This is a genomic window from Streptococcus sp. 27098_8_103 (assembly GCF_041432345.1).
In the GTDB taxonomy this organism is placed as follows: Bacteria; Bacillota; Bacilli; order Lactobacillales; family Streptococcaceae; genus Streptococcus; species Streptococcus mitis_BV.
In genome coordinates, this window is record NZ_JAPVZK010000031.1 from 1 (window position 1) to 22,103 (window position 22,103).

18 protein-coding genes are annotated in these 22,103 nt (G+C 42.4%); 12 read left to right on the plus strand and 6 right to left on the minus strand.

The window, feature by feature from the left end; all coding sequences use genetic code 11:
• Positions 1 to 1,422 (plus strand): LPXTG cell wall anchor domain-containing protein (locus tag O3599_RS08440; protein WP_371512555.1); only part of this gene is annotated, 1,422 nt, incomplete at its 5' end.
• A gap of 113 nt (positions 1,423 to 1,535) precedes the next feature.
• Here the strand turns inward: O3599_RS08440 and O3599_RS08445 are convergent.
• Complete coding sequence (locus O3599_RS08445) at positions 1,536 to 3,632, minus strand: GH92 family glycosyl hydrolase (protein ID WP_371512557.1); 2,097 nt, start codon at positions 3,630 to 3,632, stop codon at positions 1,536 to 1,538.
• A gap of 170 nt (positions 3,633 to 3,802) precedes the next feature.
• Between O3599_RS08445 and O3599_RS08450 the strand changes: the two genes are divergently transcribed.
• From O3599_RS08450 to O3599_RS08500, 11 genes are all read left to right on the plus strand, one after another.
• Positions 3,803 to 5,083: a glycoside hydrolase family 125 protein gene (locus O3599_RS08450; protein WP_371512559.1), complete on the plus strand. Its 1,281-nt coding sequence runs from the start codon at positions 3,803 to 3,805 to the stop codon at positions 5,081 to 5,083.
• A 98-nt stretch (positions 5,084 to 5,181) separates the two neighbouring features.
• A complete protein-coding gene (locus O3599_RS08455; RefSeq protein ID WP_371512561.1) occupies positions 5,182 to 7,827 on the plus strand; it encodes an alpha-mannosidase in 2,646 nt (881 codons plus the stop codon).
• 83 nt (positions 7,828 to 7,910) lie between these two features.
• Positions 7,911 to 8,780, plus strand: a complete 870-nt coding sequence (locus O3599_RS08460; RefSeq protein ID WP_049515644.1) for an ROK family protein — start codon at positions 7,911 to 7,913, stop codon at positions 8,778 to 8,780.
• The gene (locus O3599_RS08465) at positions 8,774 to 10,654 is read left to right on the plus strand and encodes a beta-N-acetylhexosaminidase (RefSeq protein ID WP_371512563.1); all 1,881 of its coding nucleotides are present in this window, start codon (positions 8,774 to 8,776) and stop codon (positions 10,652 to 10,654) included. Before O3599_RS08460 ends, O3599_RS08465 begins: the two co-directional genes overlap by 7 nt.
• Positions 10,655 to 10,863: 209 nt before the next feature.
• The gene (locus tag O3599_RS08470) at positions 10,864 to 11,793 is read left to right on the plus strand and encodes a sugar ABC transporter permease (protein ID WP_001032152.1); all 930 of its coding nucleotides are present in this window, start codon (positions 10,864 to 10,866) and stop codon (positions 11,791 to 11,793) included.
• A gap of 13 nt (positions 11,794 to 11,806) precedes the next feature.
• The gene (locus O3599_RS08475; RefSeq protein ID WP_000818353.1) at positions 11,807 to 12,730 is read left to right on the plus strand and encodes a carbohydrate ABC transporter permease; all 924 of its coding nucleotides are present in this window, start codon (positions 11,807 to 11,809) and stop codon (positions 12,728 to 12,730) included.
• A gap of 103 nt (positions 12,731 to 12,833) precedes the next feature.
• Complete coding sequence (locus tag O3599_RS08480; protein WP_371512565.1) at positions 12,834 to 14,318, plus strand: ABC transporter substrate-binding protein; 1,485 nt, start codon at positions 12,834 to 12,836, stop codon at positions 14,316 to 14,318.
• Between the two features lie 231 nt (positions 14,319 to 14,549).
• Positions 14,550 to 15,239 (plus strand): lysostaphin resistance A-like protein, encoded by a 690-nt coding sequence (locus tag O3599_RS08485; RefSeq protein WP_371512567.1) that lies wholly within the window; start codon positions 14,550 to 14,552, stop codon positions 15,237 to 15,239.
• A 55-nt stretch (positions 15,240 to 15,294) separates the two neighbouring features.
• Positions 15,295 to 15,591 (plus strand): bacteriocin immunity protein, encoded by a 297-nt coding sequence (locus tag O3599_RS08490; RefSeq protein ID WP_371512569.1) that lies wholly within the window; start codon positions 15,295 to 15,297, stop codon positions 15,589 to 15,591.
• Positions 15,592 to 15,722: 131 nt separating this feature from the next.
• Positions 15,723 to 16,709, plus strand: a complete 987-nt coding sequence (locus tag O3599_RS08495; RefSeq protein WP_001030020.1) for a rhodanese-related sulfurtransferase — start codon at positions 15,723 to 15,725, stop codon at positions 16,707 to 16,709.
• A gap of 121 nt (positions 16,710 to 16,830) precedes the next feature.
• Complete coding sequence (locus O3599_RS08500; protein ID WP_247939237.1) at positions 16,831 to 17,691, plus strand: DUF4299 family protein; 861 nt, start codon at positions 16,831 to 16,833, stop codon at positions 17,689 to 17,691.
• A 64-nt stretch (positions 17,692 to 17,755) separates the two neighbouring features.
• Here O3599_RS08500 and O3599_RS08505 read toward each other — a convergent pair whose 3' ends face one another.
• From O3599_RS08505 to O3599_RS08525, 5 genes are all read right to left on the minus strand, one after another.
• Positions 17,756 to 18,820: a DUF6574 domain-containing protein gene (locus O3599_RS08505; RefSeq protein WP_247939236.1), complete on the minus strand. Its 1,065-nt coding sequence runs from the start codon at positions 18,818 to 18,820 to the stop codon at positions 17,756 to 17,758.
• A gap of 62 nt (positions 18,821 to 18,882) precedes the next feature.
• Positions 18,883 to 19,833 carry a DUF4097 family beta strand repeat-containing protein gene (locus tag O3599_RS08510; RefSeq protein WP_247939235.1) on the minus strand — a complete coding sequence of 317 codons (951 nt, stop codon included), beginning with the start codon at positions 19,831 to 19,833 and terminating at the stop codon, positions 18,883 to 18,885.
• A complete protein-coding gene (locus tag O3599_RS08515; RefSeq protein WP_049543184.1) occupies positions 19,826 to 20,419 on the minus strand; it encodes a DUF1700 domain-containing protein in 594 nt (197 codons plus the stop codon). The genes O3599_RS08510 and O3599_RS08515 overlap by 8 nt, the downstream gene beginning before the upstream one ends.
• Entirely contained in the window at positions 20,406 to 20,732 is a 327-nt protein-coding gene (locus O3599_RS08520; protein WP_000273858.1) for a PadR family transcriptional regulator, read from the minus strand. Before O3599_RS08520 ends, O3599_RS08515 begins: the two co-directional genes overlap by 14 nt.
• Before the next feature lie 138 nt (positions 20,733 to 20,870).
• Positions 20,871 to 22,037 (minus strand): MFS transporter, encoded by a 1,167-nt coding sequence (locus O3599_RS08525; protein WP_024057315.1) that lies wholly within the window; start codon positions 22,035 to 22,037, stop codon positions 20,871 to 20,873.
• Positions 22,038 to 22,103 lie beyond the last annotated feature (66 nt).

Genomic DNA, 22,103 nt, shown 5'->3' on the forward strand with positions numbered 1-22,103 from the left:
GCAGGTAACGATGTGAATACACCAGCAGCTAAAACTGTAGTAGCTAACCCAGACAAACTTACAGATGCTGAGAAGAAAGCGATCGAAGATAAGGTTAAAGCAGTAAATCCAGGAGCGACTGTAGTAGTAGACGATAAAGGGAACGCAACAGTTACAACTCCGGAAGGTAAGACAGCGGTCATTCCAGCAACTGATTTAGTGAAAACACAAGATGATATCACTAAAGAAAATGCAGGTAATGATGTAAATACACCAGCAGCTAAAACTGTAGTAGCAAATCCAGATGCTCTAACTTCAGAAGAGAAGAAAGCGATCGAAGATAAGGTTAAAGCAGTCAACCCAGGTTCAACTGTAGTAGTGGATGATAAGGGTAATGCAACAGTAGCTAAAGGTGATGGTACAGTTCTTAACATTCCAGCTTTAGACCTAGTCATTCCAGCAGATGATTTGGCAGATGCAGCTAAGAATACAGCTGTTAAAATTCCTGCTATTCGCACATTAGTAGCTGATAAGGAAAAATTAACAGATGCTGAAAAAGCAGCAGTTAAGAAAGCAATTGAAGCAGTAAATCCAGGAGCGACTGTAGTAGTAGACGATAAAGGGAACGCAACAGTCACATTAGATGGAAATACAGTATCAATTGCAAAAGACCAATTAGTGAAAACAGCAAGTGATGTAACAGTTAAGAATAGCGGAGATAACATCAACCTTGACTTCGAAAAAGAAACAGTAGCAGACCTCAATAACTTAACAGATGCAGAAAAAGAAGCTGCAAAAGTTAAGATTAAAGGAGCAAATGCTGATGTGGTAGAAGTTATTTTCGATAAAGCAGGAAATGCAACTGTTGTAACTAAAGATGGTAAAGTTTTAGCAATTGCCGCTGAAGATATCTTTAAACAACGTCCTTCAGCTCCAAACAATGGTGGAAATGGAACTTCTGGCAATAACGCAGCTAATAACACTGATGCAAAAGTGAATAAAGCTAAGTTAGAAGGTGCTATCCATCAATTAGATGAATTGATCATTAAAGAATCAGCTAAGCTTGATGCAGAAACTGCAAAAGAAGCGAATGCATTATCAGCAGATGCTAAGAAAGTATTTGCTAATGCAGACGCAAGTCAAGCAGAAGTGGATGCAATGGTTAAACGTATCGAAGACTTCATGGCGAAAGTTGCTTCATCAACTGATCATGCAACTCCAGCTAACGACCAAGCTGCTCAAAAACCAGCTGTAGCTCCAGCTACTACTCAAGCAGCAGCTAATGCTAGCCAAGAAGCAGCAACAAACGCGCGTAAAGCAGCTAAAGAGTTGCCGAATACAGGTACAGCAGATTCTACTGTAGCTATGGTAGCAGCTGCCGCAAGTGCATTACTTGGTCTTGGTCTTGCAGGCCGTCGTCGTAAAGAAGACGAAGAAGCTTAATTGGTAGATTGTTTGATAAACATCAGATGATAAATCCGATTTTCAAAGCTTAAACAAGTACCTCTCATAAGAAAATCTCCTAGCAGGAAAGCCTGCTAGGAGATTTTTGTATTTCAGGAAGTGGACGGATGACTTGGCAACCAGCTAAGGGTGAAGGTTAGCTGATCAGCTTTCAAGAGGTCTTGGTGTTGAATAGTTGATACTAGGTCTTTGTCCAGTCGACATTCTTTTACAAAGTTAAAATGGCTGTGGTTTTGCTCAGTATGAATATCTAGCCATTTATTTTCTTTAGCTAGGTAAATACGGAGGTGGTCAAAGAGAGGGATTCCGAGATCATAGCTGGGCTTGCCTGGACAGGTTGGATAGAATCCGAGAGCTGACCAGATGTACCAAGCAGAGAGACTACCATTGTCTTCATCGCCAGGACAGGCTTGCCAGCTTGGATGAAAGGCCTTCTGACGGAGAGTCTTGATGAGAAGGGCAGTGTAGTCAGGGTAGTTGCTGTAACGGAATAGATAAGGAATGTGGAAGCTTGGCTGGTTGGAAATGGCGAGTTGTCCAAAAGGAGCAGTAGCCATCTCGCTCATTTCGTGAATCTCGTAGCCATAGCCTGTTGTCTCAAAGAGGGGAGCCTCCTGACAGGCTTTTAAAAGATAGTTGCTAAAGGCTTCTTTTCCACCAATAAGCTGGATCAAGCCTGGGATATCGTGGAGGACGCCTAAAGTTGCTTGGATGGCTGAACATTCGGCATAATCACGTCCCCAACTATAAGGAGAGAAATCAGGACGGAAGTTGCCTTGACCATCACGCGCTCGCATGTAACCTGTCTCAGCGTCAAATAGATGGTGGTAATTTTGTGATGTGGCCTTGTAGGTTTCATCAATTTCTATTTTCCCTAGTTTCTCGGCACAGCTGGCGATACAAAAGTCACTATAGGCATAGTCTAGGGTGTGGCTGACGCTTTCGTGGCGGTCGGTAGAGAGATAGCCCAGTTCTTGGTATTGGGCTAGTCCGTGACGACCATTGATGCCGAGAGGGTCGGTCTTGCTGGCTGTTTCAAGCATGGCTTGGAGGAGTTCTTCTTCTAGGTCGGGGGCCATGTCCTTGCAGGCGCTATCGGCGATAATACCGTCTAAAAGTGTACCTGGCATCATACCCCGTTCATCTGGAGCCAGCCATTTTGGGAGAAAACCAGTATCGCGGTAGTTATTGAGAAATCCTTCTAAAAAGCGGTGGTAGTGTTCCGGTATGATAAGGGCAAAGAGGGGGAAGGTGGTGCGGAATGTATCCCAGAAACCATTGTTGCTGAAGAGGACACCAGGCTTGACAGTTCCAGTAGCCAAATCTTTGTGTATGGCTTGCCCTGATTCATCAACCTCATAAAAAGTCTGAGGAAAGAGGAAGAGTCTGTAGAGACAGTGATCAAAGAAGGTTCTGTCAGCCTCTCCTGTCTCGATAACGTCAAAACGATGGAGAAGATTTTCCCAATCCGCTTGGGCACTTGCTTTACATCTTTCAAAATCTTTTTGAGGTAGATTAAGCAGTGCTTGAGAAGGCGAGATGAAAGAAGTTGCTAGCTGAATCTCAGCATGGCTATCTGCTAAGTCAATTCGCCAGTCTCCCCCTTCTTGGCTGATAGCAAGAATATCCGTATTCATTTGCAGGGTAGTGAACAGTATCAGTGGATTTTTGTTGGTTTCAGTTTTACCTTCTTGTCGCAGGGCAAGAGTTCGCTTATCTACTTGCTCCACGGTCAGTTCATCTGCTGCGTGAAGGTAGAGGGAGAGGGCTTTGCCTTGTTTTTGCTCCAAACGAATAGAAGCACCGTAGCAAGTCGGTGTGAGCTGGGTTTCAATCTGATAGCGCAGGGAGAAAATCTTCAGATAATGAGGTTTGAAAGAGGCCTTATCTATGTCATAAGAAGACTGACGATGGAAGAGGCTGTCTCCACCTAGCTGGCCTGTGACAGGTGTCAGAAGGAGCCAAGAGTAGTCGCCAATCCAAGGGCTGGGCTGGTGAGTTAGCCGAATCCCCTGAAAGATAGGCAGATGCGGATCGAAAAACCAAGAGCCCTCCTGGTCACTGGTCTGGGGTACAAAGTAATTCATCCCGAAAGGCACGCCTGTGTATGGCAGGGTATTTCCCCGAGAAAAGGCATGCTTGCTGGCAGTTCCAAAGCGGGTATCGATGGTTTCAAGTAGTGGTTTCATAGTCTTTCCTTTAGCTGTTTTTCTACATTATATCAGAAAAATGAAGTCTTTAGAAAAGGAGCTTCAAAGATAACTATTTTGTAGAAAAATGACTATCATTTGTGTATGTATTTTCTGTCTCAAAAGCTATATACTGAAAATGAAACTTGTTTGAAAGAGGATACTGCACGATGACTTATTCAAAAGAAATTGTTAGAGAATGGCTAGATGAAGTGGCAGAGCGGGCTAAGGACCATCCAGAGTGGGTGGATGTTTTCGAGCGTTGCTACACAGACACCTTGGACAATACGGTTGAAATCCTAGAAGATGGTTCAACCTTTGTACTCACTGGTGATATTCCTGCTATGTGGCTTCGAGATTCGACAGCCCAACTCAGACCCTACCTGCATGTGGCTAAAAGAGATCCCCTCCTGCGTCAGACCATTGCAGGTTTGGTCAAACGTCAGATGACCTTGGTACTCAAGGATCCTTATGCCAATTCCTTTAACATTGAGGAAAACTGGAAGGGGCACCACGAGACCGACCACACAGACCTTAATGGCTGGATTTGGGAACGCAAGTATGAGGTGGACTCGCTTTGCTATCCTTTGCAGTTGGCTTATCTCCTCTGGAAAGAGACTGGCGAGACTAGCCAGTTTGATGAGACTTTTGTCGCAGCGACTAAGGAAATTCTCCATCTGTGGACAGTGGAACAAGACCACAAGAACTCTCCTTATCGTTTTGTCCGAGATACGGACCGTAAGGAAGACACCTTGGTAAATGATGGATTTGGCCCTGACTTTGCAGTGACAGGTATGACTTGGTCAGCCTTTCGTCCGAGTGATGACTGTTGTCAGTATAGTTACTTGATTCCGTCAAATATGTTTGCAGTTGTTGTTTTGGGGTATGTTCAAGAAATCTTTGCAGAACTAGACCTAGCTGATAGCGAGAGTGTTATTGCTGATGCTAAGCGTCTCAAAGCGGAAATCCAAGAAGGTATCGAAAACTACGCCTACACAAGCAACAGCAAGGGCGAAAAGATTTATGCCTTTGAAGTGGATGGCCTAGGAAATGCCAGCATCATGGATGATCCAAACGTACCAAGTTTGTTGGCTGCGCCTTATCTGGGCTACTGCGATATCAACGACGAAGTCTATCAAGCAACTCGTCGTACCATTCTGAGCCCTGAAAATCCATACTTCTACCAAGGAGAATACGCTAGCGGTCTCGGAAGTTCTCATACCTTCTATCGCTATATCTGGCCAATCGCCCTTTCTATCCAAGGTTTGACAACAAGAGATAAGGCAGAGAAGAAATTCTTGTTGGATCAGCTGGTTGCTTGCGATGGTGGTACAGGTGTCATGCACGAAAGCTTCCACGTGGACGACCCAACTCTCTACTCTCGTGAATGGTTCTCTTGGGCTAACATGATGTTCTGTGAATTGGTCTTGGATTACTTGGATATCCGCTAAGGAACATGCTTTAGCGTAACTGATTCTTGGAAAGAATCACAAATTTACATTTAAAACGTTAACAATAAAAATTTAAATTTAGAATGAGGTTTTACTTCATGGAAAATGTTGTCGTACATATTATCTCACATAGTCACTGGGATCGTGAGTGGTACTTGCCTTTTGAAAGCCACCGTATGCAGTTGGTGGAATTATTTGACAATCTCTTTGATCTCTTTGAAAATGACCCTGAGTTCAAGAGCTTCCACTTGGATGGTCAAACCATTGTCCTTGATGACTACTTGGAGATTCGCCCTGAAAATCGCGACAAAGTCCAACGATACATCGACGAAGGCAAACTTAAAATTGGTCCTTTTTACATCTTGCAGGATGATTACTTGATTTCAAGTGAAGCCAATGTCCGCAATACTCTTATTGGTCAGCAAGAAACTGCAAAATGGGGCAAATCAACTCAGGTTGGTTACTTCCCAGATACCTTTGGAAATATGGGGCAAGCTCCTCAAATCCTTCAAAAATCAGGCATTCACGTGGCAGCCTTTGGTCGTGGTGTGAAGCCGATTGGATTTGACAACCAAGTTCTCGAAGATGAGCAGTTTACTTCCCAGTTTTCAGAAATGTACTGGCAGGGTGCGGATGGTAGTCGTGTCCTCGGTATCCTCTTTGCCAACTGGTATAGTAATGGGAATGAAATTCCAGTTGATAAAGACGAGGCCTTGACCTTCTGGAAACAAAAACTGGCAGACGTGCGTGACTATGCTTCGACCAACCAATGGTTGATGATGAACGGCTGTGACCATCAGCCTGTCCAGAAAAATCTGAGTGAAGCCATTCGTGTGGCAAATGAACTCTTCCCAGATGTAACCTTTGTTCATAGTTCTTTTGATGAATATGTCCAAGCCGTGGGAAGTGCCCTACCAGAGCAATTATCAACGGTTACAGGTGAGTTGACCAGTCAGGAAACAGATGGTTGGTACACACTTGCCAACACTTCTTCATCTCGTATTTATCTCAAACAATCCTTCCAAGAAAATAGCAACCTCTTAGAGCAAGTTGTAGAACCCTTGACGATTATCACTGGGGGTCATAACCACAAGGATCAGTTGACCTATGCTTGGAAAACACTTTTGCAGAATGCGCCACATGATAGCATCTGTGGCTGTAGCGTGGACGAAGTTCACCGCGAGATGGAAACGCGTTTTGCCAAGGTCAATCAAGTCGGAAACTTTGTTAAGGGCAATCTTCTTAACGAATGGAAGGGTAAAATCGCTACGTCTAAGGCTCAAAGTGATTATCTCTTTACTGTCATTAACACAGGTTTGCATGATAAGGTTGATACTGTCAGCACAGTGATTGATGTTGCGACTTGTGATTTCAAGGAATTGCACCCAACAGAAGGCTACAAGAAGATGGCTGCTCTTATCTTGCCAAGCTATCGTGTGGAGGACTTGGATGGTCGTCCTGTAGAGGCTAAAATCGAAGACCTCGGAGCTAATTTTGAGTACGATTTACCAAAAGACAAGTTCCGCCAAGCTCGTATTGCTCGACAAGTGCGCGTGACCACTCCAGTTCACCTAGCGCCACTTTCTTGGACAACCTTCCAATTGCTGGAAGGAGAGCAAGAACACCGCGACGGTATTTACCAAAACGGAGTGATTGATACGCCATTTGTAACGGTGAGTGTGGATGACAACATCACAGTCTATGACAAGACAACTCACGAAGCCTATGAAGACTTTATCCGCTTCGAAGACCGTGGTGACATCGGAAACGAGTATATCTATTTCCAACCAAAAGGAACAGAGCCAATCTATGCAGAGCTTAAGGGCTACGAGGTCTTGGAAAACACAGCTCGCTACGCTAAGATTTTGCTCAAACATGAATTGACTGTGCCTGTCAGTGCAGATGAAAAGCTAGAAGAAGAGCAAAAAGGTATCATCGAGTTTATGAAGCGTGAGGCGGGACGTTCAGAAGAATTGACAAGCATTCCTCTGGAAACTGAGTTGACTGTCTTCGTTGACAATCCACAAATCCGTTGCAAGACTCGCTTTACCAACACTGCCAAAGATCATCGTATCCGTCTCTTGGTTAAGACTCATAACACGCGTCCAAGTAATGATTCTGAAAGCATCTATGAGGTGGTGACACGACCAAACAAACCAGCTGCTTCATGGGAAAATCCTGAAAATCCTCAACACCAACAAGCCTTTGTTAGTCTGTATGACGATGAAAAAGGTGTGACTGTATCCAACAAGGGATTGAATGAATACGAAATCCTTGGAGACGACACCATTGCAGTGACTATTTTGCGTGCAACAGGTGAGCTAGGTGACTGGGGTTACTTCCCAACACCAGAAGCACAATGCTTGCGTGAGTTTGAAGTCGAGTTTGCGCTTGAATGCCACCAAGTCCAAGAACGCTTCTCAGCTTTCCGTCGTGCTAAGGCCTTGCAGACACCGTTTACCAGCCTTCAGCTTGCTAAACAAGAAGGAAGCGTGGCTGCGACTGGTAGCCTCTTGAGCCATTCTGTTCTCAGCATACCGCAAATCTGTCCAACAGCCTTTAAGGTAGCTGAAAATGAAGAAGGCTATGTTCTTCGTTACTACAATATGTGTAGTGAAAATGTGCGTGTACCGGAAAGTCAACATCTCTTCCTTGACCTACTTGAACGACCATACCCAGTTCATAGAGGCCTCATTTCACCACAAGAGATTCGTACAGAATTCATCAAAAAAGAAGAAATTTAATTTCAAAGAGTAAACATAAAAAGAAAGGAGGGGCGAAAAGGTAAGAACTAACTGCTGATTCGCCCCTTTTTATGGTAAAAACAATGACCATTGCAACGATTGATATCGGAGGAACTGGAATTAAGTTTGCCAGTCTGACTCCTGATGGGAAAATACTAGATAAGACAAGTATCTCAACGCCTGAAAACTTGGAGGATTTACTAGCTTGGTTAGACCAGCGCTTGTCAGAGCAGGATTATAGCGGGATTGCTATGAGCGTTCCAGGCGCGGTCAATCAAGAGACAGGTGTGATTGATGGCTTCAGTGCGGTGCCCTATATTCACGGATTTTCTTGGTATGAGGCGCTTAGCTCTTATCAGATTCCTGTCCATCTAGAAAATGATGCCAACTGCGTTGGACTCAGTGAATTACTGGCTCATCCAGAATTTGAAAATGCAGCCTGTGTCGTGATTGGGACAGGGATTGGCGGAGCCATGATTATCAATGGTAGACTTCATCGAGGTCGCCATGGCCTGGGTGGAGAATTTGGCTACATGACCACCCTTGCCCCTGCTGAAAAGCTCAACAACTGGTCGCAACTAGCGTCAACTGGGAATATGGTACGCTACGTGATTGAAAAATCTGGTCAGACTGATTGGGACGGTCGCAAGATTTACCAAGAGGCCGAAGCAGGAAATACCCTTTGTCAAGAAGCTATCGAGCGCATGAATCGTAATATAGCGCAAGGCTTGCTCAATATCCAATATCTTATTGATCCAGATGTCATCAGCCTGGGAGGCTCTATCAGTCAAAATCCAGATTTTATTCAAGGTGTCAAGAAGGCTGTTGATTATTTTGTCGATACCTACGAAGAATACACAGTCGCACCTGTTATCCAGGCCTGCACCTATCATGCAGATGCCAATCTCTACGGTGCCCTTGTCAACTGGCTACAGGAGGAAAACCAATGGTAAGATTTACAGGAATTAGTGACAAACAAGCGCAAGCTATTGAAGTATTAAAAAAACACATTTTTCTACCAGATGTAGAGGTAGCTGTCGCTCAGTCTGACCAAGCCTCTATCTCTATCAAGGGTGAGGGTGGCCACTATCAACTAACCTATCGCAAACCTCACCAACTTTATCGTGCCTTGTCCCTATTGGCAACATCCCTAGCAGAAGGTGACAAGGTAGAGATTGAGGAACAAGCAGCTTATGAAGATTTGGCTTATATGGCAGACTGTTCTCGAAATGCGGTGCTGAATGTGGCTTCTGCCAAGCAGATGATTGAGGTCTTGGCTCTCATGGGCTACTCAACCTTTGAGCTTTACATGGAAGACACCTACCAGATTGAGGGGCAGCCTTATTTTGGCTATTTCCGTGGAGCCTACTCGGCTGAGGAGTTGCAGGAGATCGAAGCCTATGCCCAGCAGTTTGACATGACCTTTGTGCCATGTATCCAGACCTTGGCTCACTTGTCAGCCTTTGTCAAATGGGGTGTCAAAGAAGTCCAGGAGCTCCGTGATGTGGAGGATATTCTTCTTATCGGCGAAGAAAAGGTTTATGACCTGATTGATGGCATGTTTGCTACCCTGTCTAAACTACAAACTCGCAAGGTCAATATCGGGATGGACGAAGCCCACTTGGTTGGTTTGGGACGCTACTTGATTCTGAACGGTGTTGTGGATCGTAGTCTCCTCATGTGCCAACACTTGGAACGCGTGCTGGATATTGCTGACAAATATGGTTTCCACTGCCAGATGTGGAGTGATATGTTCTTTAAACTTATGTCAGCAGATGGCCAGTACGACCGTGATGTGGAAATTCCAGAGGAAACTCGTGTCTACCTAGACCGTCTCAAAGACCGTGTAACCTTGGTTTACTGGGACTATTATCAGGATAGCGAGGAAAAATACAATCGCAATTTCCGCAACCATCACAAGATTAGCCATGACCTTGCCTTTGCAGGAGGTGCTTGGAAGTGGATTGGTTTCACACCCAATAACCATTTCAGCCGTCTAGTAGCTATTGAGGCTAATAAAGCCTGCCGTGCCAATGAGATAAAAGAAGTCATTGTAACGGGTTGGGGGGATAATGGTGGGGAAACAGCCCAATTCTCTATCCTACCAAGCTTGCAAATCTGGGCAGAACTCAGCTATCGCAATGACCTAGACCGTTTGTCTGATCATTTCAAGACTAATACAGGTCTATCAGTTGAGGATTTCATGCAGATTGACCTAGCCAACCTTTTACCAGACCTACCAGGCAATCTCAGTGGCATCAATCCCAACCGCTATGTCTTTTATCAGGATGTTCTCTGTCCGATACTTGACCAGCACATGACACCTGAACAGGACAAACCGCACTTCGCTCAGGCTGCTGAGACGCTTGCTAACATTAAAGAAAAAGCTGCCAACTATGCCTACCTCTTTGAAACTCAGGCCCAGTTGAACCAGATTTTAAGTAGCAAAGTGGATGTGGGACGACGCATTCGTCAAGCCTATCAAGTGGATGATAAGGAAAGCCTACAAGAAATCGCCAGACAAGAATTACCAGAACTCAGAAGCCAAATCGAACACTTCCATGCCCTCTTTAGCCACCAATGGCTGAAAGAAAACAAGGTCTTTGGTTTGGATACGGTCGATATCCGTATGGGCGGACTCTTGCAACGCATCAAACGCGCAGAAAGTCGTATTGAGGCTTATCTGGCTGGTCAGCTGGACCGTATCGATGAGTTAGAAGTGGAAATCCTGCCATTTACAGACTTCTACGCAGACAAGGATTTCGCAGCCACAACAGCCAACCAGTGGCATACCATTGCGACAGCTTCAACCATTTACACGACATAAAAAACAAGAACACCTTGCCTTACTCAGAGTGTTTCTCGTGAAACATCCCTTTCTTAAAAAGTACTCCACATAAAATAATTTGTGGAGTTTTTTCTATAATTAGTAGTTTAACCTAACCTGCAAATAGGAGTATACTAATAATGTAATCGTTATCAAAAGTCTAAAAAGGAATTTTTAGATGGATATCAAAATAAAAAAGGGAGGAAATTATGAATAAGTTTTCAAAAACCTTGAGAGACAACTGGATCTTTCTCTTAATGGTTTTGCCGGGGGCACTCTGGTTGATTCTATTCTTCTACATTCCAGTATTTGGGAACGTGGTTGCCTTTAAAGACTACCACATGACCAGTAATGGATTTATAGATAGTATCGTGAATAGTAAATGGGTCGGACTCGATAATTTCAGATTCTTGTTTAGTTCAAAAGACGCCTTTATCATCACTCGAAATACTGTCCTCTACAATCTCGGCTTTATCTTTATCGGTTTGATTGTATCTGTAGGGATTGCTATCATCTTAAGTGAACTCCGTTCTAAGAGAATGGTTAAGATCTTCCAAACTTCCATGTTGTTCCCTTACTTCTTGTCTTGGGTTATCATCAGTTTTTTTACAGATGCCTTCCTAAACATTGACAAAGGTGTGTTCAACCATTTCCTAGAATCTATCGGAATGAAGGAAATCAATTTCTACGCTGACTTGGGTATTTGGCCTTATCTCCTACTTTTCCTTGGTATTTGGAAAGGCTTTGGATATAGCAGTGTCATGTACTATGCGACAATCATGGGAATTGATCCAACCTACTACGAAGCAGCGACAGTGGACGGGGCTAGCAAATGGCAACGAATTCGCAATGTAACTATTCCGCAGTTGACACCATTGGTAACTGTATTGACCATCCTTGCAGTCGGAAACATCTTCCGTGCAGACTTTGGTCTCTTCTACCAAATCCCCCACAATGCTGGTCAGCTTTATAATGTAACCAACGTCTTGGACGTATATGTTTATAACGGTTTGACTCAGACAGCGGATATCGGGATGGCTTCAGCAGCAGGTCTCTACCAATCAGTTGTCGGCTTGATTCTGGTTATCCTATCAAACTTACTGGCAAGACGAGTTGATCCAAACTCAGCCTTGTTCTAGAAAGGAGGAGAATATGGCAGAAAAGAAAATTAAAAAAGAAAAAATTGATAATGTCGGCATTCACTCCTTCAGTAAGAAAGCAGATATCTTCTTTAGTACCATTTCTGGTTTGGTTGCCCTTTCTTGTATCCTACCTTTTGTATTCGTTATCGTTATTTCGGTGACAGATGAAAAGAGTATCCTCCAAAATGGATATAGCTTCTTCCCATCTCAATTTGGATTAGACGGTTTTGAGTTTTTGGCACAGTTTAAGGATAAAATTCTCCAAGCCCTCTTCATCTCAGTCTTTGTAACAGTGGTGGGGACTATCACAAACGTTTTTATCACAACAACTTATGCCTACGCTATTTCACGGACAACCTTTAAGTATCGCAGATTCTTTACGATTTTTGCCCTTCTTAGTATGTTGTTTAACGCGGGTTTGGTACCGGGCTATATCGTGGTCACTCGTTTACTTCAACTTGGTGATACAGTTTGGGCCTTGATTGTTCCAATGCTTCTCTCACCATTTAACATCATCTTGATGCGTTCCTTCTTCAAGAAGACCATTCCAGAAGCTATTCTAGAATCCGCTCGTATCGATGGTGCTAGTGAGGCCCGGATCTTCTTCCAAATCTGTTTGCCATTGTCACTACCAGGTATCGCAACCATCACGCTCTTAACAGCTCTTGGTTTCTGGAATGACTGGTTCAACGCCCTTCTTTATATCAAGAGTGACAACTTGTATCCATTGCAATATTTGCTCATGCAAATCCAACAAAATATGGATTACATCGCCAAAGCAGTCGGCCTGTCTGGTCAACTGGGAGTTGCTCTACCGAAAGAAACAGGACGTATGGCCATGGTTGTGGTTGCAACACTTCCAATCGCGATTTTGTATCCATTCTTCCAACGCTACTTTGTAAAAGGTTTGACTATCGGTGGTGTGAAAGAATAGTGCTTGTTGAGAAAAATCATTTCTCATTTCCAAACTTCCCTTGCGTGAAGTTAAGATCATTACATTGTTTATAAGTTTAAAAATAAAAAAAGGAGTTTTTGTCATGAAAAACTGGAAAAAATATGCTTTTGCATCTGCTAGCGTAGTCGCTTTGGCTGCTGGTCTCGCTGCTTGTGGAAACCTTTCAGGTAACAGTAAAAAAGCTGCTGACTCAGCTTCAGGTGAAAAAACTGTTATCAAAATGTACCAAATCGGTGACAAACCAGATAACTTAGATGAATTGCTAGAAAATGCTAACAAAATCATCGGTGAAAAAGTTGGTGCTAAATTGGATATCCAATATCTTGGATGGGGTGACTATGATAAGAAAATGTCAGTTATCACATCATCTGGTGAAAACTACGATATCGCCTTTGCATCTAACTATGTTGTAAATGCTCAAAAAGGTGCCTATGCTGACTTGACTGACTTGTATAAGAAAGAAGGGGCAGAGCTTTATAAAGCACTTGACCCAGCTTACATCAAAGGTAACAGCATTAACGGTAAAATTTACGCAGTTCCAGTTGCAGCCAACGTTGCATCATCTCAAAACTTCGCCTTCAACGGAACTCTTCTTGCTAAATACGGTATCGATATTTCAGGTGTCACTTCATATGAAACACTTGAACCAGTCTTGAAACAAATCAAAGAAAAAGCTCCAGATGTAGTGCCATTTGCGGTTACTAAGAACTTCATCCCATCTGATAACTTTGACTACCCAGTTCCAAACGGACTTCCATTCGTTATCGACCTTGAAGGGGACACTACTAAGATCGTAAACCGTTACGAAGTGCCTCGCTTTAAAGAACACTTGAAGACTCTTCACAAATTCTATGAAGCTGGATACATTCCAAAAGATGTAGCAACAAGCGATACTTCATTTGACCTTCAACAAGATACTTGGTTCGTTCGTGAAGAAACAGTAGGACCAGCTGACTATGGTAACAGCTTGCTTTCACGTGTTGCGAACAAAGATATCCAAATCAAACCAATCACTAACTTCATCAAGAAAAACCAAACAACACAAGTTGCTAACTTTGTTATCTCAAATAACTCTAAGAACAAAGAAAAATCAATGGAAGTGTTGAACCTCTTGAACACTAACGCAGAACTCTTGAACGGTCTTGTTTACGGTCCAGAAGGCAAGAACTGGGAGAAAATTGAAGGAAAAGAAAACCGTGTTAAAGTACTTGATGGCTACAAAGGAAACACTCACATGGGTGGATGGAACACTGGTAACAACTGGATCCTTTACATCAACGAAAACGTTACAGATCAACAAATTGCAGATTCTAAGAAACAATTGGCAGAAGCTAAAGAATCTCCAGCGCTTGGATTCATCTTTAACACTGACAATGTGAAATCTGAAATCTCAGCAATCTCTAACACAATGCAACAATTCGATACAGCTATCAACACTGGTACTGTAGACCCAGATAAAGCTATTCCAGAATTGATGGGAAAATTGAAATCTGAAGGTGCTTACGAAAAAGTATTGAACGAAATGCAAAAACAATACGATGAATTCTTGAAAAACAAAAAATCATAAGATCAATTGATTTCGTGTATTCATTCCTAATTCCTAAAAATGTGATCACTGTTTTCCTCAGGTTTGTTTGGGGAGGCAGTGATTTTTTGAAACAAGAACATAGATATCCATGTTTTCTTATCACTATTTAACCATTCAGGAAATATCAAGTAACATTTAGGATTTGGAGTAAAGATTTAGGAAAATATAGCTTATATTAGAGATGTTCCGATTTTAGAAAGGAGGGTTCACATGAAGAAGTATCAGCTTTTACTCAAAATAAGTGCAGTTTTCTCTTACCTATTTTTTGTATTTGGTCTTTCTCAGCTGACGCTTATTGTCCAAAATTATTGGCAATTTTCTTCCCAGATTGGCAATTTCTTCTGGATTCAAAATATCTTGAGTTTGCTATTTAGCGGAGTCATGATTTGGATTCTGGTTACGACAGGCCATGGTTATCTCTTTCGCATTCCGAGAAAAAAATGGCTTTGGTATTCGATTTTGACAGTACTAGTGGTAGTGCTCTATATCTCTTTTAACGTTCAGACAGCTAAACATGTTCAGTCAACTGCTGAAGGTTGGGCCGTATTGATAGGTTATAGTGAGACTAACTTTGCTGAGTTGGGTATCTACATAACCCTGTTCTTTCTGACTCCACTTATGGAAGAGCTGATCTATAGAGGATTACTGCAACACGCCTTCTTTAAGCATTCTAGATTTGGCCTTGATTTGCTTCTTCCTTCCATTTTGTTTGCTCTTCCTCATTTTTTGAGTCTGCCTAGTCTGTTAGATATCTTCGTCTTTGCAACATCTGGCATCATCTTTGCTAGTTTGACCCGCTATACCAAGAGCATTTATCCATCCTATGCGGTGCATGTGATTAATAATATTTTCGCAACATTACCATTTTTGCTGACTTTTTTACACAGGGTGTTTGGGTAAATACTGGCGCGAGAGTTAGGAATGATAGCTTTTCAATTTAAGGAGGAAAATGAGAATGACACCATTAAAATGGTTTGCTGGAGGCAACGAAAGACGTTGTGAAGCCATGACAATCATAGATCATCTATTGGAAGATATAAAGGATACACCTCAACTTGCTCCCTTGAAAAATCTGTTAGTGAGTTATAAAAGACGATTAGAGGACGATGGGACCTCTACTCCATTTATTTTGAGTCAAATGAACGTTGACTTTGCGCGCGTATTGATTGATAACAAGCTAAGTTTATCAGAAAGTCAAGCTGAGCAGATCAAAAAATTGAGAGAATTATCTGCTATTCGCTATGGTTACTGATGAAGTGCAGGGACAGGCCACTTTCTACAATTTCCAGTCAAATAAATTGCATTCGTTTTCTCAAGCAGGTATACTAGTATAGTTAGATGAAAAATTCTGAAAATTTAAGAATAGAAAAGAGAACAAATCTTATGGCAAAAGATATTCGTGTCTTACTTTACTACCTTTACACTCCAATTGAAAATGCAGAGCAATTTGCTGCAGACCACTTGGCTTTCTGTAAATCAATCGGCCTTAAAGGCCGTATCCTAGTCGCTGACGAGGGAATTAACGGAACAGTTTCAGGGGATTATGAGACAACTCAAAAATACATGGACTACGTTCACAGCCTCCCAGGCATGGAAGACCTCTGGTTCAAGATTGACGAAGAAAGTGAACAAGCCTTCAAGAAGATGTTTGTTCGCTACAAGAAAGAGATTGTCCACCTTGGTTTGGAAGACAACGACTTTGACAACGACATCAACCCACTTGAAACAACAGGTGCCTACTTGTCTCCAAAAGAGTTCAAAGAAGCCCTTCTTGACGAAGATACCGTTGTCCTTGACACACGTAACGATTATGAGTATGACCTAGGACATTTCCGTGGGGCTATCCGCCCAGATATCCGCAACTTCCGTGAGTTGCCACAGTGGGTTCGTGATAATAAGGAAAAATTCATGGACAAGCGCGTCGTGGTTTACTGTACAGGTGGTGTTCGCTGTGAGAAATTCTCAGGCTGGATGGTCCGTGAAGGCTACAAAGATGTCGGCCAATTGCACGGAGGAATTGCAACTTACGGTAAAGACCCAGAAGTCCAAGGTGAACTTTGGGATGGGAAAATGTACGTCTTTGACGAGCGTATTGCCGTAGATGTTAACCATGTCAACCCAACTATCGTAGGAAAAGACTGGTTTGATGGAACACCATGTGAACGTTATGTCAACTGTGGAAATCCATTCTGTAACCGTCGTATCTTGACATCAGAAGAAAATGAAGACAAGTACCTTCGTGGATGTTCACACGAGTGCCGTGTTCACCCACGTAACCGCTATGTTTCAGAACATGAATTGACACAAGCTGAAGTTGTCGAGCGCCTAGCCGCTATCGGTGAAAGCTTGGATCAAGCAGCTACAGTATAATATTAAACAGTCCTCAGGGGCTGTTTTTCTATGCTTTGTACTCAAAAATCCAAAGTTTGTTTCTGTATCTTTCAGAAAAATAGGGTATACTATGTGTAAACGATTTCAAAGGAGTCCAATTATGGTGAAAACATTTTTTATTCCAAATAAACAGAGCATTTTAGGAGAACAGGAAATTTTGACTGCCAAGTCGCTCTTGGCCTTGGTAAATGGCTTGGAGTCACATAGCTATGATGCAGTCTATCTGCGTCAGCCTCTTAATCGTCTTGAGTATATCGAGTGTGCGATAGTGGGGCAATCGCAATTTCTCTTTAAAGTCAGTTATGCTGATGGTCAAAAGGCTTACCGTGTCGATCTTCCTGACCTACTCACGAAGACAGACTGGCAGATTATCAAATCATTTTTAGATGCCCTGCTTGCTTACACAGGAACTGAGATTGAAGGACTAGATGGTTTTGATTTTGAAGCTTATTTCCAAGCAAGTCTTCAAGCCCATCTGACAGATAATGCAGCTCGTTTTACGATTTGCCAAGGAATTTTTAATCCTGTTTTCTTTAGTCATGAGGACTTGAAAAACTTTTTAGAGGCAGATGGCTTGGCTCAATTTGAAGCACGTGTACGTGCGGTTCAAGAGACCGATGCTTACTTTGCAAGAGTTTCCTTCTATCAGGATGGAGAAGGCCAAGTGCATGGTGTTTACCATCTGGCTCAAGGCGTCAAGACAGTGTTACCGAGAGAACCATTTGTGCCTGCAGCCTATATTGAGCAATTGGTGGATAAGGAAGTCCAATGGGAGATTGACTTGGTTCAAATCACAGGAGACGGCTCTAAACAAGAAGACTATGAAGCCATTGCTCGCTTGAACTATGCAAAATTCCTAGAGTCACTACCATCAGCATCTTACCACCAACTAGATGCCAATCAATTAGAAGTGCAACCCATCCTAGGACAAGATTTTAAAACATTAGCACAAGAAAAGTAAAGCAGGTCAATTGACTTGCTTTTTTACATATAAAAAATCCTGCCATGAAAGACAGGATTGAAGTTTAAAGAAAGGCTAAGATACGAAGGTAATTCCCAATCAGTGCGACTTCAGCTACAAAGAAGAGGAGGATAATGACTCCGTTCACAAGGACAGACAAGAATAATTGATAGAAGGAGTCGGTTTCACTTGCTTGACTTGGTCTTGTAATGATATGGAGGCTAGCAAGTAGAATGATTCCAATGCTAATCACACACAAGAGGGCTGTAAATCGTAGGCTATCAAAGAAAGCAAAGAAACTAGCAATAGCAGTGAGGAAGATTGGGATTGCCAAGAGTTGACTATACTGTTGGAGAACCTTTTCTAGCGTCCAGTCTTTTTCCTGGTGGATAAATCGTCTCACAACGAAACTACCCAAGAGGAATGAAAAGAAGAAGAGTGTTGTTGCTACTAGGATAGAGATAATCGAAAAGAGATTTAATGAAGCAAATTGTTCAGGGAAGTGATTATGCATAGTTGCTATATGTCCATAGTAAGCATGTTTGATGTGGTAGATACTAAAGAAAAAGGAAGATGCAGAAAACAGAATGAGTAAGAGAAAGGCTGTGTAACTGTGTGTGTTACTTGTTTCAAGCTTGCTCGTAGGAGATTTGATTGCTTCCACTAGCCAAGACCAAAAATCAAGCGCTTGCTCTTTCCATTTATCCGTAGATTTTGGAACTTGGTCGGGGATATAGGGACTTTCTAAGGATTGACTGATAAGAAGGGGCTCTTTCGTGGTTGGTTTTTGCTGAGGAAGTGCTTCTTGACTCTCTTCAGCTATAGTGACTTTTTCTGTTTCTTTAGAAAGGTCTGGCTCTTCCTCAGTAGAATCTAATGCTTTCTTTTCTTCTATTTCTGTTCTCGCTTCACCGTTTTCAGGCGTTTCAATTTTCTCTTCTTGCTGGCTTTCAAGTTCGACTTCAGCTTGAGAGACGTCCTCATCTACTTGAGTATTTTTTTCAATTGGTGTATCGAGATCAGCTATCCTTTCTTCAGCCTTGTCTGCAACCTCTTGAGCTTGCTCTTCAGGCTTGTTCTTGCTTGTTGTTTTTACAAAATCATTACTTTCAAACCATTCTTGTTTCATGGTAGAACCTCCTTTTTAGTTAGATAAATATGCTTCCATAGTAGCAGATGTAAGCGCTTTTTTCAATGATTTCTAGAAGAAGACTCGTGTTCCTCTGATTTGAGTAGATAGATATCCTGTTCTGCTCTTGCCATGAGTTGATCTTTTGCATCTGCTTTTTCTGTTTTATAAGGATTGCTTAATCGTTCATCTTTGTTTTCTTTGTTGTTAAATGAATGTCTTCCTTCTCTCACAAAATGAAGAATAGAACCATGTTTTGTTGAAAGATCTAAGTTGATTCTTTGTTTTTCTTCTTCGGAAAGTAGCAGTTGTAGGTCTGTTTTCGCTACCAATTCCACCTTACCATGTACTTGGATATTTTCAGCGTGGATGTGATGTTTTGTTGACTCTAGCTGACTATCTGTAAGGTCTGTATCAAAGATATTGATAATATTTTGTGTTGTGAGTTTACTGTTTTTGATACGACTTCCTTCAATTCGGAGGAGATAGCCATTATTGGTATTGAGGGTCGCATTTTCAAGGCTGGCATTGGTGATACTGGTTTGACCGCGATTGGCTGAGATGTTGATTCTTTTTAGAGTTCTCCCTTTTGGCAATTGGAGAATAACTTCTTCAAAACGACGAGAGTAGTTGCTTGCGATATGGAGAATCCCGCCAATTCCAGAAGAGAGAAATGGAGTTTCAGACAGTTTCTTATCAGTGAGGCTCAGCGTTTTATCGTTCTGATTTGTGATAAGATCATGGTTAGCAGAAATAGATGGATGATAAGAAATGTGGATTTGATCATCGAAAGAGTCTGTGATGGTCAGCGCGTGTTGGTGGAGAGTGATCTCTAGGTTTTCGACTTCCTTGCCAAAGGTTAGCTCTTCCGTACGGCTATCATAGACAGGTTCTTTGGACATGGCCAGTAGGCTCTTAATTCCGTCAGATTGGATGCCTACAAAGAGCAGGACAAAGCCGATAACGGTAGTCACCACACCAAAAATGAGAAATCCTTTTGTCAATTTACGCATGCTGGTCACCTCTCTTTCCTTTTTTAAGAACAAATTGCACCAGGCGAACAATGAGTAGGCCGAAGAAGCGAGCTACATAGGAAATACCTAATAAAACTAGCGAAGAAGCACCGATAGCTAGTAAACCAGAACCGAAAATCAAGATAAAGGCTGATTTGGCTTGGGCTAGGACAGTGAAACTTTCAACTAAGAATAGGAATCCGCCGATGATACCAAGTATAGAAACCGCAAAGAAAGCTATAATGACAGTCAAGGCTGCCACAAGGATTGCGAACAGGGACACGAGGATGGCGATTCCCAGAGGAATACCGATGGGTGCTGCAAGGAGAGCTAACAAGGCGATATGCAAAATTTGTCGGTTATTCTTTTGAGCGGGTGCCTCATTAATTTTTTTATCGAGAAGATTGGAGAGGACTTCGTGAGCTGCTTCCTTAGGAGTTCCTAAACTAGCGATGAGTTCTTCTTCTCCCTCGACTCCAGCATCGTCAAAGAGTTCCCTGAAATAGTCCATGGCTTCAATTTGGTCAGCCTGAGGCAGTTTTTTGAGATAAAGTTCTAGCTGAGTCAGGTATTCAGTTCTTGTCATGGCGGATACTCCCTTCTATGATGCCATTGATGGTGTCTGTATAGAGTGCCCATTCATCTTTTAGGGTCACGAGCTGTTCTATACCACCATTTGTCAAGGAGTAGTATTTGCGCATGCGACCTTGGAACTCTCTAGAATAGGTTGTCAGAAAGCTATTGCCTTCCAATTTTTTTAGGATAGGATAGAGTGTAGATTCTTTGATATTAGCGATCAGCTTAATGGTTTGGCTAATCTCATAACCATAAGAATCATCCTGCTCCAGTACAGCCAAGATGAGAAATTCAATCAAGGCAGAGGATGTTGGAAAGTACATGGGGAACCTCCTTTTCTAATGTGTAAGATTTTTATATATAATTTTTCTACACATACATTGTACATCTAAATGAAAGCCCTGTCAAGAGAAATGTGTAAAATTTTTATATATAAAAAACTTCTAGGAAAAACTAGAAGTTTAAAGGATTTTATCAGCTCTGTCCACTGTAAAGAGGGCCACAGTCATCAGGATATCGACGAGTAAGAGGGCAGCTACAGCTGGCACCCAAGAGTGGAAAAGGTCAAAACTGTAACCAAAGAGGGTTGGCCCAAAGGCTGCTAGGATATAGCCTCCTGTTTGAGATAAACCAGACAATTGTGCAGTCTTTTCAGGGGCGCTTGTCTTGAGTGAAAAGTTGACCATGAGATAGGGGAAGAGGGCGCTGGTCGCGGTTCCGATGAGGATATGGATGGCAAGCCAGTAAAAGAAATTACCGATTGGGAAAAAGAGCATGGAAATACCGACCACGCCAGCCAGTGAAACCAGAGTGAGCATGAGCTGACGGTTGCGAGTAGACAAGCTGGTTGTCAGGCTTGGGATAGTCATTGAAAAAGGAATGCTAATCAGGGAGAAGATAGAGGTTAGCAAGCCAGCTTCGTGACTGGATAGGCCTGCATGGATGGCCATGGTAGGTAGCCAGGTCATAGCGGTGTAAAAGAGCAAGGATTGAAAACCTGCAAAGACAATCACTGCCCAGACCTGTTTATTATGCATGACCTTTGTTTTGCTTTTTTGTTTGGTTTGTGGAGCCAGTCTGTGATTATAGCGGTGATTAGGCAACCAGACCAAAAAAGTTGCTAGGCAGAGCAGGGTGAGGAGGATGATAAGTCCTTTCCAAGAACTGGCTTGTGTAATAGGCACAGCCAGATAGGAGGCCAGAGCCGTTGCAATCCCCATAGAGGTTACATATAAGGTAGTCAGAAAACCAATTTTCTTTGGTTGATTGGCTTGGATAAGACTAGGAAGCAGAACATTAATGACTGCGATACTTGCCCCAACCATCAAGGTTCCTAGATAGAGCAGGGGCAGATTGATTAGTCGAATGAGAGAACCGATGGTCAAGAAGAAAAGGCTATAGGTAAAGAGATGCTCCAAGCCGATTTTTTGAGCCAGTCGGGTAGAAAATAGCGAGAAGAGGGTAAACATGAGGAGAGGAAGACTGGTCAATACACCAAGCGAACTAACTTCTACTCCGAGCCCTTGAGAAATATCTCCCAAAATAATGGGTAAAACAGTAAAAGGAGTCCGCAAGGAAACACCAATCAGGATAATACCTGGAACAAAAAAGAGTGATTGCTTTTTCATATATTACCTCTTCTAGCTGATTTTAATAACAGCTTATTTTAAGGTTTTTTCCTTATAATGTCAAGT